Origin of the sequence: Bradyrhizobium sp. McL0615 (assembly GCF_049993905.1) — a bacterium.
Classification (GTDB): domain Bacteria; phylum Pseudomonadota; class Alphaproteobacteria; order Rhizobiales; family Xanthobacteraceae; genus Bradyrhizobium.
Map to the genome: position 1 here is coordinate 5,273,175 of NZ_CP188254.1, position 14,904 is coordinate 5,288,078.

Here is a 14,904-nt window from a genome sequence, read left to right on the forward strand (position 1 = left end):
GCGATCCCGTCATCAATGCTTGTTGCCGTCGTCGGCGGGCAGGCAGAGCGCGCGTTTGCCTTGCGCGATGAAGGTAAGGATTTCGGCGATCGCCGGATCCTCTCCGGCCAGCGGCTGCACTGCATTCAGCCGCTCGGCAAAGATGCCGGGCCCGTGAAACAGTTGTTGGTAGAACGAGCGCACCTTGGCGAGCCGCTCCTTGGTGAACTGGCGGCGCTTCATGCCGATGATGTTCAGCCCTTCGAGGCTCGCATATTGTCCATTGGCGAGCCCGAATGGAATGATGTCGCCGCGCACGCCGCAGACGCCGCCAACCATCACCTGCGGCCCGATCCGGGTAAACTGGTGCACGGCGGAGAGCCCGCCGATATAGACGAAATCGCCGATCTCGCAGTGACCGCCGAGCGTTGCCGAGGTCGCAAAGATCGCGTTATTGCCCACCGTGCAATCATGACCGACATGGCTGTTGTTCATGAAGTAGCCGCGGTCGCCGACCCGCGTCAGGCCGCCGCCTTTCACGGTGCCGACATTCATGGTCACGCCTTCACGAATGGTGCAGCCGGAGCCGATTTCGAGCCGCGTCGGCTCGCCGCGATAGCTCAGATCTTGCGGCGCCCCTCCGAGCACGGCGAAAGGCGAAATCGTGCAATCAGCGCCGATGGACGTATGACCCATCACCTGCACATGCGCGATCAGTTTGCAGTTCTCGCCGATAACGACGTTGGGCCCGATGATGCAATAGGGACCGATTGTGGTCCCCTCGCCGATCACAGCGCCATCCTCAACCCGCGCGGTTGGATCGATCGTACCCATCAAGCAGCCCAGCCCATCGATTGGACGCGAATATCACGCGTTTTCGGGTGGTTAGCGCGGCTCATCATGGCTGTCCAGTGACGTATGGTTACGTCATGTGTCGGGCGCACCCGCCCCGTAAACCATCGGCCGCCGACCCAATTCCCGCAGCCGAACACCGAGGCGAGCCGCCGTCACGTCATGCTGCCGGGCAGAAAGCAGCGGATCGAAATCCCGTGCGCGTCCTTGACCGGCCACACCATCGTCCGGCCGGCGCGATTTGGCACGGTGATGACAGCATCGTCGGGCACGTCGATCCACTGGCCCTCGAGCCGGACACGATAGTGACCGTCCTTCGATTCCCAATCGACATCGGAAACGACGGAGCCATCGGCATCCGAACAGCATAGCCCCTTCTTGCTTCTGAGGCTGTCGAACCAAGGCTTGAGCGGGGAGCTGGCGTAGCGGCCATCATCACGGGCCGTTGCACTTCCGGCGAAGAGCGCGGCTGAGGCGATCAGCGCCACGGAGGCTGTGAGAACTTTCATGCGGCCCGTCTCCGCAACCCACTATTCCACCGGAACTACAAACCTGCTGGCGGGCCGAAGTTCCGTCGTGTCGAAACCAAATCTAGCTGCCGGCGCGTGCGATCCATTCGCTCGCCTGCACGCGCGCGATCAGGACGGCGGGGCCAGAGGCGCCGGTCTTGTAGACGAGCGCCTCGCCTTCGCGGATATCGGCGAATTCCTTGCCGAAGGCATCGGTGACGTTGGTCTTGTGGGTCACCGCCAGATTATTGAGGCCCGCCTTGGGAGGCGCGTTCACCAGATCGCGCACGGCGCGTCCAATCTTGCCGTTCTTGCCGTCCGGATTGGCCATCCCCGACGAACTGCCCGCGCCGCTGTCGGTCAATGCGTCCACCGGAGAGACGTCCTTGCCGCCAAGCAGCTTGCCGGTCTCTACGGCGCGATTGAGCTGGCTCGTATAGACTTCGCCGATCGGCACGCCGAGCTTCTTCAGCGCTTCGCCAAGCTGGCGCGCCATGTGGCGACCCGTTTCGTTCAATTGCCGCTGCGCGGTCATGTCGTCGAACTTGAAGGGGTAGACATCCTTCTGGCTGTCGTCGGTGGCGCCGTGTCGAAACACCAGGACGTAGCCACCGGCCTTGAGAGACGCGACCAGGCCGTCAAGATCAGCCGCGTGGCTTGGCGACGGCATCGCCAGAAAAATGACCAAACACGAAATGATGGACACAAGCCTGTTCACGGATGCCTCCGTTGAAAAAGCGTGACCCCAGGCCGGAGCTATCAGGCAAATTTCGTCAATCGAGCTCGGCGTGGGTTCCACTACCAGTGATTGAGCAAAGACAGCAGGAAGACGTCGGTTGTATGACGGACGGATTCAATCTGATTCAATCGGTCAGCATCGCGCCGACATCGGCCTCCGCGACCACGGTGCCATTCACCTTGGCGTCACCGTGAAACCACCACATCGTCTTGCGGCGGCCGATCGAGCGCATGTGATACTCGATGGTGTCGCCGGGCATCACCGGTTTACGGAATTTGCACTTGTCGATGGTGAGGAAATAGACCGCGCGCGGCTTCTCGGTGCCCTCGACCGACTTGATGCCGATGACGCCGGCGGTCTGCGCCATGGCCTCGATCATCATCACGCCGGGATAGACCGGACGCTCGGGAAAATGGCCGAGAAACGGCGGCTCGTTGAAGGTGACGTTCTTGATGCCGATGCCTGAGTAATCGGTCCGGATCTGGATTACCCGGTCGATCAGCAGCATCGGATAACGGTGCGGGAGCGTCTTGAGAATCTCGTTGATATCCACGAGTTCGAATCTGACCGCGGCCTCCTCCATCACTCCCGCCCCTCGCCTTTCGGATCGGCCGTGCCGCCCTGCGCCAGTCGCTCCACCGCAACAATCTCCCTGAACCACTGCTTGGTCGGTTTGGCAAAATGACCGCCCCAGCGGCCATTGGGTGGAATGTCGTCCTTGACCGCACTCATGGCCGTTACCTGGGCGCCGTCGCCGATCTTGAGGTGGTTGTTGATGCCCACCTTCGCCCCCAGCGCGACGTTGTCACCGATCGTCAGGCTGCCCGCGAGCCCGATCTGGGCCGCGAGCAGGCAGTGCCTGCCGATGGTTACATTGTGGCCGATCTGGACCTGATTGTCGATTTTGGTGCCCTCGCCGATCACCGTATCCCGCAGGCTGCCGCGGTCGATGGTGGTGCCGGCGCCGACCTCGACATTGTTCTGGATCAGGACGCGGCCGGTCTGCGGCACCTTGATGTGGCCCTCGGGGCCGAAGAAGATGAAGCCATAGCCGTCCTGCCCGATGCTGCAGGCAGGATGGATCAGGACATTATTGCCAATCAGGGCGAACTGGATCGCGGTGCGGGCGCCGACATTGCAGTCGCGGCCGATCTTGACGTCGGCGCCGATCACCGCGCCTACTCCGATCACGGTCCCGGCGCCGATCTCGACCCTGGGGCCGATCACCGCGAGCGGATCGACGATGACGCCGTCTTCCAGGTGGGCGGACGGGTCGATGATCGCCGATGGCGCGATGCCGTCATTGTCGAACCAGGATTGCGGGCGAAGCGCGTCGGCGTGCCATTCGCGCGCCAGCTTGACGAAGGCGCGGAACGGCTGCGTGGCCCGCAGCACGGCCACATGGGCAGGCACCTGGGCCTCGAAACGCGGGCTGGCCAGACATGCGCCGGCCTTGGTCGCCTTGAGCTGATTGACGTATTTGAGATTGTCGAAAAACGCCAGATGCATGGGACCGGCTTCGTCGAGCGACGCGAGGCCCTTGATCACCTGACCGCCCCGTGCGGGGTCGACCAATACCGACCCCGTCAACGCGGCCAGTTCGGCCAGCGTCGAGGAAGGAGGTTGCTTGAAGAATATCGGCTGCGCCATTCCACCCGTCGCAGTTCGGCCGGCCTTCACATCAGAAGCGCCGGCTCCGAAGAAACGGAGCCGGCCCCTCTTCTAGTTCCGAGGCGTTCTCGTCACGCGGACCTGACGTCCGTTCGCTTCAAGCTACCTTAGAACGATGTGCCGCCGCCAAACTTGAATTGCTGCACGCGGTCAAACTGACCCTTCGTAAGCGGAACCGCATAATCGAAGCGCAGCGGACCGAACGGCGAAGCCCAGATGATGCCGACACCCACCGAGGTGCGGACCAGGTTGCCGTCGTCATACTGCAGTCCCAAGCAGGTTCCGGGAGCCGCCGCCGTCGTGTTCGTCGCCTGCGTCGGCTTGATGCAACCGGGCACGTTGACCTCACCCGTCGCCGCCCACGACGTCGGGCCCTTGTAGTCCCAAAGTCCGCCGGCGTCGGCATAGACCGAGCCCTTGAGCCCGACTTCCTTCGGCAGGAACCAGAACGGCATCTGCAATTCCAGCGAAGCGCCCCAGTACTTGGTGCCGCCGAGCGCGTCACGCGTGCCGTAAGGGTTGATGTCGCGCGGACCGATGCCGTTCGGGGCAAAACCGCGAACCAGGTTCGGACCCATCTGGAAGTGATCGAGCATGCGCAGCTCGCTGCCGCCAAACTGGTTCAGCATGCCGCCCTGGAGATGGATCAGGCCGACGATATCGGCAACCAGCGGGGTGTAGTACTTCGCGTCGACCGCCGACTTGATGTACTTCACGTCGCCGCCGACGCCAGCGAAGTCCTGCTTCCAGTCGATCAGCAAGCCGTCGGTCGGGTTCTTGTTGTTGTCCAGCGTGTTGTAGTTCAGCGAGTAGCCAACCGACGAGGTCAGCGCCTTGCCGCTCTGCAGTTCCTTGCGGACTGGCAGCGAAGCTTCGCCGTCGCTGTAGCACCACAGGCCCATGGCGGAGGTGTCGGTGGCGGTTTGTCCACCTGCTGTGATCGATCCGCCGGCGGGAGCCCCCGCAATATTCGCAAATGCCGGCGATGGATTGAATGCGAGCAGCCCGTTATTCGGATTGTTGTTACAGTTCGCCAGCTGGTTCGGCAGCGAGATTTGCTGCTGATAGATCGAGTAGCGCACCTGCAGCGCGAGATCTTCCCGCAGCGTGAAGCCGAGCCGCGGGCTGAAGCCCAGCGTCTTGGTGCCGTAGGCGATGTAGCTGTTGGCTAGTTGCTCGCGATAGAACAAGTCGAGGCCGAGCGCGACACGATAGTCGAACAGATAGGGGTCGACGAACGACAGCGAACCGCCGCGCGCGTACTGACCGTAGGTCACGGCCGCCTTCGCATACAGGCCACGGCCCAGGAAGTTGCGCTCGGAAATGCTGACTTCGGCCAGCGCACCGTCGGTGGTCGAGTAGCCGCCCGACACCGAGAAGTCGCCGGTCGACTTCTCTTCGAGGTCGACGACCAGAATCACGCGATCGGTCGACGAACCGGGCTCGGTCAGGATCTTCACGCTCTTGAAGAAGTCGAGGTTCTTCAGACGGCGCTCGGCACGATCGACCAGCGCACGGTTGTAGGCGTCGCCTTCGGACAGGTCGAACTCGCGGCGGATCACGTAATCGCGGGTACGGGTGTTGCCGCGGACGTTGATGCGCTCGATATAGGTTCGCGGGCCCTCATCGACGGCAAACACGATCGAAACGGTGTGCGCTTCGAAATTGCGGTCGCCGCGCGGACGCACCACGGCGAAGGCGTAGCCGCGCCGCGAGGCCTCGATCTGCATTTCCTCGACGGATTTCTCAAGCGCCTCGGCATTGTAGACCGAGCCGACGCTGACGCGCGAGAAGCTGCGCATCGAGGCGGTATCGAGGGTCGCGATGGAGGTCTGGAAGTCGACGGAGGCCACGCGATATTGCTGCCCCTCCTCGATCTTGAAGGTGACGAGGAAGCCCTTCTTGTCCGGGTCATACTCGGTCAGAGCCGCGATCACCTGCACGTCGGCGTAACCGTTCTTGAGGTAGAAGCGGCGAATCAGGTCGCGGTCGGCCTCGACGCGGTCGGGATCGTAGACGTCGGCGCCGCCGAGGAAGCTCAGCAGGTTGGATTCGCGCGTCTTGATGATGTCCTTCAGGCGATAGGACGAATAGGCGACGTTGCCGACGAACTCGATCGACCTGACGCCGGTCTTGGTGCCCTCGGTGACCGTGAAAATCAGGTCGACGCGGTTGTTCGGCTGCTCGATGATTTCAGGGGTCACACGAACGTCGTAGCGGCCGGAGCGCCGGTAGATTTCGGCGATGCGCTGGGCGTCCGACTGAACCATCGGGCGCGAGAAGGTGCCGCGCGGCTTGGACTGGATTTCAGCCGAAAGCTGCTCGTCCTTGACCTTCTTGTTGCCTTCGAAGGCGATGCGCCCGATCACGGCGTTTTCGACCACGGTCACGACCAGCCGGCCGCCTGCCTGGTTGATTCGCACGTCCTGGAACAGGCCGGTTTCGATCAGGGCCTTGAGGCCGTCGTCGATCTGGGCCTGCCCGAGCCGGCCACCAGGGCCCGGCTTGAAGTAGGAGCGGATGGTTTCCACCTCGACACGCCGGTTCCCCTCAACGGCGATCGACGCCACGGTCTGGGCAGTAGCCGGTACGGACACCAGCGCGCCAGCCATCGGCACGGCAACCATGATCAGAGTGCCCAGTAGAGCCCCCCGCACTCGCATTCCCAACATCATGCGCAACGCGCCCTCGTCATTGCACTGCCGGTCCGACCCCTACGAGCCGGCAGAATCCCAAAGTTGCACTGCTTGTAACCAATTTCGAGAGGGCGGCAAACCAGACATCGCGGTGCGATTCCATTTTCATTCCAAGACGTTGCCAATGGGCAACGTCACAAAAAAGCCGCTTCTACGATCTCCCGAACAGCCCCTTCAGCCAGGGCACCTGATGGAAGTCGTTATAGAAAGCGAACACCATCAACATCAGAACCAGAACCAGCCCCACGCGGAACCCGTATTCCTGCGACTTTTCTGACAGTGGACGCCCCCGCAGCACCTCAGCCGCGTAGAACAAAAGGTGGCCGCCATCGAGCAGGGGCACCGGGAACAGATTCAGCAACCCGATCGAAATGGACAGCACCGCCGCCAGATGAAGCAGGGGTATCAGCCCCAGCGTGGCGACCTGCCCCGAAATCTGCGCGATCCGAATCGGCCCGCCGATCTGGTCCGCGCTCGCCCGGCCGGTGAAGATGTTGCCGATATAGGACAGCGTCTGGTCGATGACGAACCAGGTTTCCTTGATTCCCAGCCAAAGCGCGCTGGCCGGATCGACCTTCTCGGTGGTCACTTCGCCCGGCGAGGTTGCACGGGTGATGCCGAGAATCCCGAGCCGCTGCGTGTTTCCGAACGGATCCTTCACTTCGCGCAGTTCCGGCGTGCCCTTCAACTGCAGCGTGGAATCGCCGCGCTTGACGGTGAAGGTCAGGGTGTCGCCGGCACGGACGCTGACGAGGCGCTGCATGTCGGAGAACGTGCCGATCTTCTTGCCGTCGATCGCGGTCACGATGTCGCCGACCTGGAAGCCCGCCCGCTCGGCGGCGCTTGAGGCTTCGATCTTGTCGACGCGCGCGGTCGTGCTCGGCTTGCCGAAGAAGGTGAAAAGGCAGGTGAAAATGACGATCGCCAGAATGAAATTCGCGACCGGACCGGCGGCGACGATGGCCGCGCGTGCGCCGACTTTCTTGTGATGGAAGCTGCCCGCCCGCTCCTCCTCGGTCATGCCGGCGAGCGTTTCGGCCGAGGCCGGCATCGAGGCTTCCGATTCGTCGCCGAAGAACTTCACATAGCCGCCGAGCGGGATCGCGGAGATCTTCCACCGCGTGCCATGGCGGTCGTTGAAGCCGACGAGTTCCGGCCCGAAGCCGAGCGAGAACGTCAGCACTTTCACGCCAGCCCATCGGGCGACCAGGAAGTGGCCGAGTTCATGGAAGAACACGACGATCGTCAGGACAAACAGGAAGGGAATGATGTAGCCGACGAGCCCATGGCCCAACGTACTGAAACTATGTAGAAAAAACTCTGTCATCAGGTTCCCCTCGACAAGAGCCGACGGCTCCGTCCCCAACCCTCTAGGATGCCTTTAAGGCAATTTGAGGCAATAGGGAGGCGGCTCTATTTCGCGCTTTATGGTCAACAGCAATCGCGTCGTCGGCCGAGCTCAAAGGCGCAAGGTTCCCGGCGCGAATCCAGTCGTTGATGGTGGCTTCGACGAGGCGCGCAATCGAACCGAACTTGATCTGTCCGGCAATAAACGCCGCCACCGCCACCTCATTGGCAGCGTTGAACACCGTGGTCGCACCACGGCCGGTACGTAAGGCCTCGTAGGCCAGCCGCAAGCCCGGGAACCGCTCGAAATCCGGTGCCTCGAAGGTCAGCTGCCCGATTTTCGCAAGATCGAGCCTCGCCGAGGGGCCGACGATTCGGTCGGGCCATCCAAGGCAGTGGGCAATCGGAATGCGCATGTCGGGCGCGCCGAGCTGGGCAACGACGGAGCGATCGGAGAATTCGACCATGCCGTGGATGATCGACTGCGGATGCACGAGAACGTCGATCTCGTCGGCGCTCAGCGCGAACAGATAGGAAGCTTCGATGACTTCCAGGCCCTTGTTCATCATCGAGGCCGAATCGATGGTGATCTTCTGGCCCATGCTCCAGTTCGGATGTTTGAGCGCCTGCGCCAGCGTCGCCTGTTCGATGTCGGTGGCGGCCCAGGTGCGGAACGGACCGCCGGAGGCGGTGATGATCACGCGCACCAGTTCCTCGCGGTTGCCGGAAGACAGCGCCTGAAACAATGCGTTGTGTTCGGAATCGGCCGGCAGGATGCAGGCCCCTGCTTTCGCCGCGCGCTGCATGAAGAAATCGCCGGCGCAGACCAGGCATTCCTTGTTGGCCAATGCGACCGTTGCGCCGCGATCGACCGCCGCCAAAGCGGGCTTCAACCCGGCCGCACCGCTCACCGCCGCCATCACCCAGTCGGCGGGACGCGCGGCAGCCTCGATGATCGCGCTTTCGCCGGCGCCGCATTCGATGCCAGTGCCTGCGAGTGCATCCTTCAGTTCGCCAAGCCGCGCCGGATCGGCGATCGCCGCGAAGCGTGCGCCGAATTCTCTGGCGAGTTTGGCCAGCGCGTCGACATTGGAATTCGCCGTCAGCGCCTCGACGGAATAGCGGTCGCGCGCGCCGCGCAGTAAATCCATGGTGCTGTCGCCGATGGAACCGGTCGCGCCCAGCACCGTCACGGTGCGGGCATCTGCCAGCGGGACCTTGTTGTTACGCAATGGAACTGCGCTCATAATTTCACCAAACCATAAGACCGCGGCCGACGCCATCGGCGCCACCCCGCAAAAGACCGAAAAGAGCCGCCACGACGACGGCTGCGACAAATCCATCCAGGCGATCCATTAGCCCGCCGTGGCCTGGAATAATGTGACTTGAGTCCTTTACGCCAAAACGGCGCTTCACGGCGGATTCGAAGAGATCGCCGAGCTGGGAGACAACCGAAAGCGCCCCGGAAAGCATCAACAACGGCCCTACTCTGCCCAGATCGAACGCGGCAAATCCGCACGCCACGGCGAGGCTCGCGGCCAACCCGCCGACGGCGCCCGCCCAGGTCTTTTTCGGGCTGACGCGCGGCCAAAGTTTAGGCCCGCCAATGCCGCGGCCTGCAAAGTAGCCGCCGCTATCGGTCACCCATACGATCAGCAGCACGAACATCAGCGCGGCGAATCCCTTGACGGGATCGAGACGCACCAGCACCGAGGCGATTTCGGCCGCCGCCGCATACAAAAATCCCGCCGCGGCCCAGTTTCGCCGCTCCGGCGTGATCGCCACCACCGCAACGAAGCCGGCCGCCAGTACGATCAGCGCGGCATCGAGTCGGCCAATCGCAAAGCAAAGCCCGGCGACCGCAAGCGCAACAACACCCGGCACCGTCACGCGGGCGGCGCCGGCAAGACCCACGATCGCGAGCCATTCCACGAACAAGCCGATGGCCGCCAACGTCACCAGCAGAGTCCAGAGCCAGCCGCCCGCATAGGCGATCGCGACCGCAAGCGGGATCAGCACGGCGGCTGCGGCAATGCGCATGACGAGATTGCGCGAATCGGGCGCTGCCGCCGGCGCGGCCTTGTCCTCGGTCACGATCCGGTTTTCGCAGCCAGACCGCCGAAACGGCGTTCCCGCCTGGCATATTCGGCAATGGCGCTTTCCAGCGCATCCTTGTCGAAATCCGGCCAGTGGATCGGCACGAAAACGAGTTCGCTATAGGCCGCCTGCCACATCAGAAAGTTCGACAGCCGCTGCTCCCCGCTGGTGCGGATGATCAGGTCGGGATCGGGAATGTCGGGCGCATCGAGATAGCGGCCGAGCGTATCGGCGTCGATCGATGCCGGATCGCGCTTGCCCTCCGCCACTTCGCGCGCCAGCTTTTGCGCGGCGTTTGCGATTTCCTGCCGCGATCCGTAGTTGAACGCGACCACGAGATTGAGCTTGGTATTGGCCCGGGTCAGTTCCTCGGCTTCGTTCAGCAGCGTGCAGATATCCGGCTCCAGCCCTGCCCGCTCCCCGATCACGCGCACCCGCACGCCGTCGCGATGCAGCGTCGCCAGATCGTTGCGGATGAAACGGCGCAGCAGTCCGAACAGATCGCCGATTTCGGTCGCCGGCCGCGACCAGTTTTCCGAGCTGAACGAAAAGATCGTGAGGTAAAGCACGCCGAGTTCATGGGCGGCACGGACCACGCGGCGCAGCGCCTCGACGCCGCGGCGATGGCCTTCGGCACGCGGCAGGCCGCGCGCGGCCGCCCAGCGCCCGTTTCCGTCCATGATGATCGCCACATGCAGGGGAACGGATCGATCTGATCCTTCCGGTGCGGGGGCGGCGGCGTTCGGCATTATCTGAATTCCAGAGCCATCTTGATTCTTGGACGTTGCCGTCAAACGGTGAGGATTTCCTTTTCCTTCGCCGCAAGCAACTGATCGATTTCCGCAATCGTGCCGTCGGTCGCCTTTTGCACCTCGTTGGCGAGCCGTTCCTGATCGTCTTCGGAAATCTCGTGATTCTTCTCGAGCTTCTTGACGATATCCAGCCCGTCGCGACGGACATGGCGCACCGCCACCTTGGCGGCTTCGGCATATTTGTGCGCGACTTTCACCAGTTCCTTGCGCCGCTCCTCGTTGAGCTCGGGAATCCGCAGGCGCAACACCTGGCCTTCGGTCGCGGGCGACAGGCCGAGGTTGGAATCGACGATCGCCTTTTCGACGGCCTTCACCATCGACTTGTCCCACACCTGCACGGAAAGCAGGCGCGGCTCGGGCACGCTGACGGTTGCGAGCTGGTTGAGCGGCATATGCGAGCCATAGGCCTCGACCTGCACCGGCTCCAGCATGGAAGCCGCCGCGCGCCCGGTTCGCAAGCCGCCTAGTTCGTGCTTGAGCGACTGGGTGGCGCCTTGCATCCGGCGCTTCAACTCATTGATGTCAAAACCAGGCGTGGGCATAACGCTCTCCCTTAGAAAACCAACCGCCGGCGTCTTTCAGGCCCGCGATCGAAGCAGCACCGGCACGTCAGCCGGCGACAACCGTGCCGTGGCCGGTCCCGCGCAGCATCGCGCCGATCGAACCCGGCTCGGCGATCGAGAATACGATGATAGGCAGCGACGTCTCGCGGGCAAGCGCGAATGCGGTCGCATCCATCACCTTGTAGTCCCCGGCAATTGCCTGCGAATGCGTCAGGCGGTCGAAACGCTTGGCCGACGGGTCCTTTTTGGGATCGGCGCTGTAAACGCCATCGACATTGGTGGCCTTGAGCACGGCCTGCGCCCCGATCTCGGCCGCCCGCAACACCGCCGTGGTGTCGGTGGTGAAGAACGGATTGCCGGTTCCGCCGCCGAGCAGCACGATTCGGCCCTCGGCGAGGTATTTGTGCGCTGCACTGCGGGTGAACAGCTCGGAAATCTCGGGCATTACGAACGCCGACAGTGTCCGCGCCGGCGTTCCCTTGCGCTCGATCGCGGCCTCCAGCGCCAGGCAGTTCATCATGGTGGCGAGCATGCCCATGGTGTCGCCGGTCGGGCGCGAAACGCCGCGCGAGGAGACTTCGACGCCGCGAACGATGTTGCCGCCGCCGATCACGACGGCCACTTCGACACCGAGCTTCTGGGCCGCGATCAAATCGTCGGCAATGCGGTCAACGGTGGGTTGGTCGATGCCGAAGGAATGGCTGCCGGCGAGATACTCGCCGGAGAGCTTGATCACGACGCGACGATAGACCGGCTCAGCCATGATGCGATCGCTCTCCTTCCAACGAAAGTCGCGGCTTATGCGACCGCTTCGGGATCTCCAGGCTTCTTCTGTCCGCTGGCCGCCGCGACCTCGGCCGCGAAATCGGATTCCTGCTTCTCGATTCCCTCACCGAGAGCATAGCGCACAAATCCGGCAATCTTCACAGGCGCGCCGATTTTGCCCTCGGCTTCCTTCACCGCCTGGGCGACCGACTTGCCCTTTTCGTCGTGGATGAACGCCTGCTCCAGCAGGCAGACTTCCTTGTAATAGGTCTTCAGGCCGGACTCGACGATCTTCTCGATCACGTTCTCCGGCTTGCCCTGCTGGCGATACTTGTCGGCCAGCACGTCCTTTTCGCGCGTCACGATCGCCGGGTCGAGGCCGGACGGATCCAGCGCCTGCGGATTGGTCGCCGCCACGTGCATGGCCAGCTGACGGCCGAGCTGCGCGAGCTCATCGGTCTTGCCGGCGGATTCCAGCGCGACCAGCACGCCCATCTTGCCGGCGCCGTCGATCACAGCACCATGAACGTAGCTCGACACCACGCCCTGGCTGACTTCGAGCGAAGTCGCACGGCGCAGCGACATGTTCTCGCCGATGGTCGCGATGGCGTCCGAAATCGCGGTCTCGACGGTGACGCTGCCGACCTTGGCCGCCTTGATCGTCTCGACGTTAGCGCCATTGTGCAGCGCGACCTGGGCGATCATCTTGACGAGGCCCTGGAACTGCTCGTTGCGGGCCACGAAATCGGTCTCGGAGTTGACTTCGACCACAACGCCCTTGGCACCCGAGGTCAGCGCGCCGATCAGGCCTTCCGCCGCGACGCGGCCGGCCTTCTTGGCGGCCTTCGACAGGCCCTTCTTGCGCAGCCAATCCTGCGCGGCCGGCATGTCGCCGCTGGTTTCGGTGAGCGCTGCCTTGCAGTCCATCATGCCTGCGCCGGTCGACTCGCGCAGTTCCTTGACCATCGCCGCAGTGATCGTTGCCATCGTCGAATATCCTTCTTGCCTGTTAGCCGCGGGCGCGGCGCGCAATTTGCGCCGGGCCGCCGTCAGCTCCAGGGAATGTCGTAATCTGGGGAGCAAAACCGGTGGCCGGAAGACCCGGCCACGCGGCGTACCAATTATTCCGCTTCCGCGGTCAGCGTCTTGGCCTGGGCAACCCAGGCATCGGCGCGGCTCGGAAGACCGACCTCTTCACCGATCTTGTGCGCGGTATCGTGGTCGAGCTCGGCGAGCTGCCAGTAGTGGAAGATGCCGAGGTCGTTGAGCTTCTTCTCGATCGCACCCGAGACGCCGGTGAGCTTCTTGAGGTTGTCGGCGGTACCGCGCGGACCGGCCAGACCCTGGAAGCCGGTGGGCTGGGGCGCTGCCGGAATTTCCTCGCGGGCCGGCTGAGCGGAGGCGCCGACGTCGATGCCGTGGTCGCCCTGGGCGCGCGAGATGCCGTCGATGGCGGCGCGGGCAATCAGGTCGCAATACAGCGAAATGGCGCGGCCGGCGTCGTCATTGCCCGGCACCACGTAGGTGATGCCCTTGGGGTCGGAATTGGTATCGACGATCGCGGCGACGGGAATGTTGAGCCGCTGCGCTTCCTGGATCGCAATGTCTTCCTTGTTGGTGTCGATCACGAAGATCATGTCGGGAAGACCGCCCATGTCCTTGATGCCGCCGAGCGAGCGGTCGAGCTTGTCGCGCTCGCGCTGCAGCGTCAGCCGCTCCTTCTTGGTGTACGAGCTGGCCTCGCCCCCCGCCAGCACCTCATCGAGGTGACGCAGGCGCTTGATCGAACCGGAGATCGTCTTCCAGTTGGTCAGGGTGCCGCCGAGCCAGCGCGAATTGACGAAATACTGCGCCGAACGCTTGGCAGCCTCGGCAACGCCGTCCTGCGCCTGGCGCTTGGTGCCGACGAACAGGATACGGCCGCCCTTGGCGACGGTGTCACTGACCGCCTTCAGCGCGGTGTGCAGCAACGGCACGGTCTGGGCGAGATCGATGATGTGGATGTTGTTGCGGGCACCGAAAATGAACTCCGCCATTTTCGGATTCCAGCGGTGCGATTGGTGGCCAAAGTGCACGCCAGCTTCAAGCAACTGACGCATAGAAAAATCGGGTAGCGACATAGTGATGATTCTCCGGTTGGTTCCTCCGGAAACGTGTGAGCAGACGAGCCTTATGGCCCGGCTGCCACCGGACGGCCTTTTGAGCCATGTTTCCGTGTGAGATGGCGCGGTGTATAGCCGGATTCTAGCCAGAAGCAAGGAAATACGGCCGGTTTCTCAGGTAGGCGGCCGCGCGGCGCATCAAGGCATCCCGGTCGTTCCCCCTGCGCGAGGCCAGAATACAAAAAGTGCGAAAACAACCCCATGCAAAGTAGAAATACCCAATTTTGGCGGTATTATAGAACCTCCGAGATCCTTATTTCGGGCCCGCCCTTCGGCGCTGCTGCCTCACGCCGCCTTCTCGTCCTCATCGAAGATGCGTAGCGCCATCAGCGAGTGCGCCAGCGTTCCTCCGGCTTTGACGGCCGCGGCAACGAACGCCGCCTCCGCGATCTCCTGTTTGGTCGCACCGTTGGCACGGGCCTGCCTGGTATGGGCGTCGATGCAGTAAGCGCACTGCGTGGTGAACGCGACGCCGAGCGCGATCAGCTCGCGGTATTTCCTCGGAATGATCCCGTCCTCACGTTCCATGGAATGATGGAACGCCATGAACGCGCTACCCTCCTTGGCCGCAAGGCCGAGGAGATCGGGAATGCCGGTCAGGTCTTCACGGCGCTGGTATTGGCTCATGGAAAATTACCCTCTGTTCAGCTGTGACGACTGATAGAGGGCGCGGGAACGGAAAACGGTTCGCGGCTTTGTGAACCTTTTTGAA

Annotated in this window: 15 protein-coding genes; all 15 read right to left on the reverse strand. The window is 63.1% G+C overall.

The features are described 5' to 3' along the window. Nucleotides 1-12: 12 nt before the first annotated feature. Nucleotides 13-813: an acyl-ACP--UDP-N-acetylglucosamine O-acyltransferase gene (gene lpxA / locus ACPPVP_RS25020; RefSeq protein ID WP_426525428.1), complete on the reverse strand. Its 801-nt coding sequence runs from the start codon at nt 811-813 to the stop codon at nt 13-15. A 173-nt stretch (nt 814-986) separates the two neighbouring features. Continuing rightward, nucleotides 987-1,340: a hypothetical protein gene (locus ACPPVP_RS25025; RefSeq protein ID WP_426525430.1), complete on the reverse strand. Its 354-nt coding sequence runs from the start codon at nt 1,338-1,340 to the stop codon at nt 987-989. An 82-nt stretch (nt 1,341-1,422) separates the two neighbouring features. Next, complete coding sequence (locus tag ACPPVP_RS25030) at nt 1,423-2,058, reverse strand: histidine phosphatase family protein (RefSeq protein WP_426525432.1); 636 nt, start codon at nt 2,056-2,058, stop codon at nt 1,423-1,425. A 145-nt stretch (nt 2,059-2,203) separates the two neighbouring features. Continuing rightward, complete coding sequence (fabZ, locus tag ACPPVP_RS25035; RefSeq protein ID WP_426525434.1) at nt 2,204-2,662, reverse strand: 3-hydroxyacyl-ACP dehydratase FabZ; 459 nt, start codon at nt 2,660-2,662, stop codon at nt 2,204-2,206. After that, nucleotides 2,662-3,729 carry a UDP-3-O-(3-hydroxymyristoyl)glucosamine N-acyltransferase gene (gene lpxD, locus ACPPVP_RS25040; RefSeq protein ID WP_426525436.1) on the reverse strand — a complete coding sequence of 356 codons (1,068 nt, stop codon included), beginning with the start codon at nt 3,727-3,729 and terminating at the stop codon, nt 2,662-2,664. The genes fabZ and lpxD overlap by 1 nt, the downstream gene beginning before the upstream one ends. 128 nt (nt 3,730-3,857) lie before the next feature. Beyond that, nucleotides 3,858-6,425, reverse strand: a complete 2,568-nt coding sequence (gene bamA / locus ACPPVP_RS25045; RefSeq protein WP_426525438.1) for an outer membrane protein assembly factor BamA — start codon at nt 6,423-6,425, stop codon at nt 3,858-3,860. Nucleotides 6,426-6,597: 172 nt separating this feature from the next. Next, nucleotides 6,598-7,773, reverse strand: coding sequence for an RIP metalloprotease RseP (gene rseP, locus ACPPVP_RS25050; protein ID WP_426525440.1), 1,176 nt, complete (start codon nt 7,771-7,773; stop codon nt 6,598-6,600). Nucleotides 7,774-7,816: 43 nt separating this feature from the next. Then, nucleotides 7,817-9,040 (reverse strand): 1-deoxy-D-xylulose-5-phosphate reductoisomerase, encoded by a 1,224-nt coding sequence (dxr, locus tag ACPPVP_RS25055; protein WP_426525442.1) that lies wholly within the window; start codon nt 9,038-9,040, stop codon nt 7,817-7,819. 4 nt (nt 9,041-9,044) lie between these two features. Next, complete coding sequence (locus ACPPVP_RS25060; RefSeq protein ID WP_426525444.1) at nt 9,045-9,887, reverse strand: phosphatidate cytidylyltransferase; 843 nt, start codon at nt 9,885-9,887, stop codon at nt 9,045-9,047. Continuing rightward, nucleotides 9,884-10,639: an isoprenyl transferase gene (locus ACPPVP_RS25065; protein WP_426525445.1), complete on the reverse strand. Its 756-nt coding sequence runs from the start codon at nt 10,637-10,639 to the stop codon at nt 9,884-9,886. The genes ACPPVP_RS25060 and ACPPVP_RS25065 overlap by 4 nt, the downstream gene beginning before the upstream one ends. Before the next feature lie 41 nt (nt 10,640-10,680). Beyond that, on the reverse strand, nt 10,681-11,244 hold the full coding sequence (gene frr, locus ACPPVP_RS25070) for a ribosome recycling factor (protein ID WP_426525447.1): 564 nt from the start codon (nt 11,242-11,244) through the stop codon (nt 10,681-10,683). 67 nt (nt 11,245-11,311) lie between these two features. Beyond that, the gene (pyrH, locus tag ACPPVP_RS25075) at nt 11,312-12,028 is read right to left on the reverse strand and encodes a UMP kinase (RefSeq protein ID WP_426525449.1); all 717 of its coding nucleotides are present in this window, start codon (nt 12,026-12,028) and stop codon (nt 11,312-11,314) included. Between the two features lie 35 nt (nt 12,029-12,063). Further along, complete coding sequence (gene tsf, locus ACPPVP_RS25080; protein ID WP_426525451.1) at nt 12,064-13,017, reverse strand: translation elongation factor Ts; 954 nt, start codon at nt 13,015-13,017, stop codon at nt 12,064-12,066. Between the two features lie 134 nt (nt 13,018-13,151). Beyond that, nucleotides 13,152-14,150, reverse strand: a complete 999-nt coding sequence (locus tag ACPPVP_RS25085) for a 30S ribosomal protein S2 (protein WP_426525453.1) — start codon at nt 14,148-14,150, stop codon at nt 13,152-13,154. A gap of 327 nt (nt 14,151-14,477) precedes the next feature. After that, on the reverse strand, nt 14,478-14,819 hold the full coding sequence (locus tag ACPPVP_RS25090) for a carboxymuconolactone decarboxylase family protein (protein WP_426525455.1): 342 nt from the start codon (nt 14,817-14,819) through the stop codon (nt 14,478-14,480). Nucleotides 14,820-14,904: the final 85 nt, after the last annotated feature.

Bases quoted from the DNA above. Each gene is read 5' to 3' on its own strand.
- lpxA (WP_426525428.1), bottom strand. From the start codon at position 813: ATGGGTACGATCGATCCAACCGCGCGGGTTGAGGATGGCGCTGTGATC.
- ACPPVP_RS25025 (WP_426525430.1), bottom strand. From the start codon at position 1,340: ATGAAAGTTCTCACAGCCTCCGTGGCGCTGATCGCCTCAGCCGCGCTC.
- fabZ (WP_426525434.1), bottom strand. From the start codon at position 2,662: ATGGAGGAGGCCGCGGTCAGATTCGAACTCGTGGATATCAACGAGATT.
- lpxD (WP_426525436.1), bottom strand. From the start codon at position 3,729: ATGGCGCAGCCGATATTCTTCAAGCAACCTCCTTCCTCGACGCTGGCC.
- bamA (WP_426525438.1), bottom strand. From the start codon at position 6,425: ATGATGTTGGGAATGCGAGTGCGGGGGGCTCTACTGGGCACTCTGATC.
- rseP (WP_426525440.1), bottom strand. From the start codon at position 7,773: ATGACAGAGTTTTTTCTACATAGTTTCAGTACGTTGGGCCATGGGCTC.
- dxr (WP_426525442.1), bottom strand. From the start codon at position 9,040: ATGAGCGCAGTTCCATTGCGTAACAACAAGGTCCCGCTGGCAGATGCC.
- ACPPVP_RS25065 (WP_426525445.1), bottom strand. From the start codon at position 10,639: ATGCCGAACGCCGCCGCCCCCGCACCGGAAGGATCAGATCGATCCGTT.
- frr (WP_426525447.1), bottom strand. From the start codon at position 11,244: ATGCCCACGCCTGGTTTTGACATCAATGAGTTGAAGCGCCGGATGCAA.
- pyrH (WP_426525449.1), bottom strand. From the start codon at position 12,028: ATGGCTGAGCCGGTCTATCGTCGCGTCGTGATCAAGCTCTCCGGCGAG.
- tsf (WP_426525451.1), bottom strand. From the start codon at position 13,017: ATGGCAACGATCACTGCGGCGATGGTCAAGGAACTGCGCGAGTCGACC.
- ACPPVP_RS25085 (WP_426525453.1), bottom strand. From the start codon at position 14,150: ATGTCGCTACCCGATTTTTCTATGCGTCAGTTGCTTGAAGCTGGCGTG.
- ACPPVP_RS25090 (WP_426525455.1), bottom strand. From the start codon at position 14,819: ATGAGCCAATACCAGCGCCGTGAAGACCTGACCGGCATTCCCGATCTC.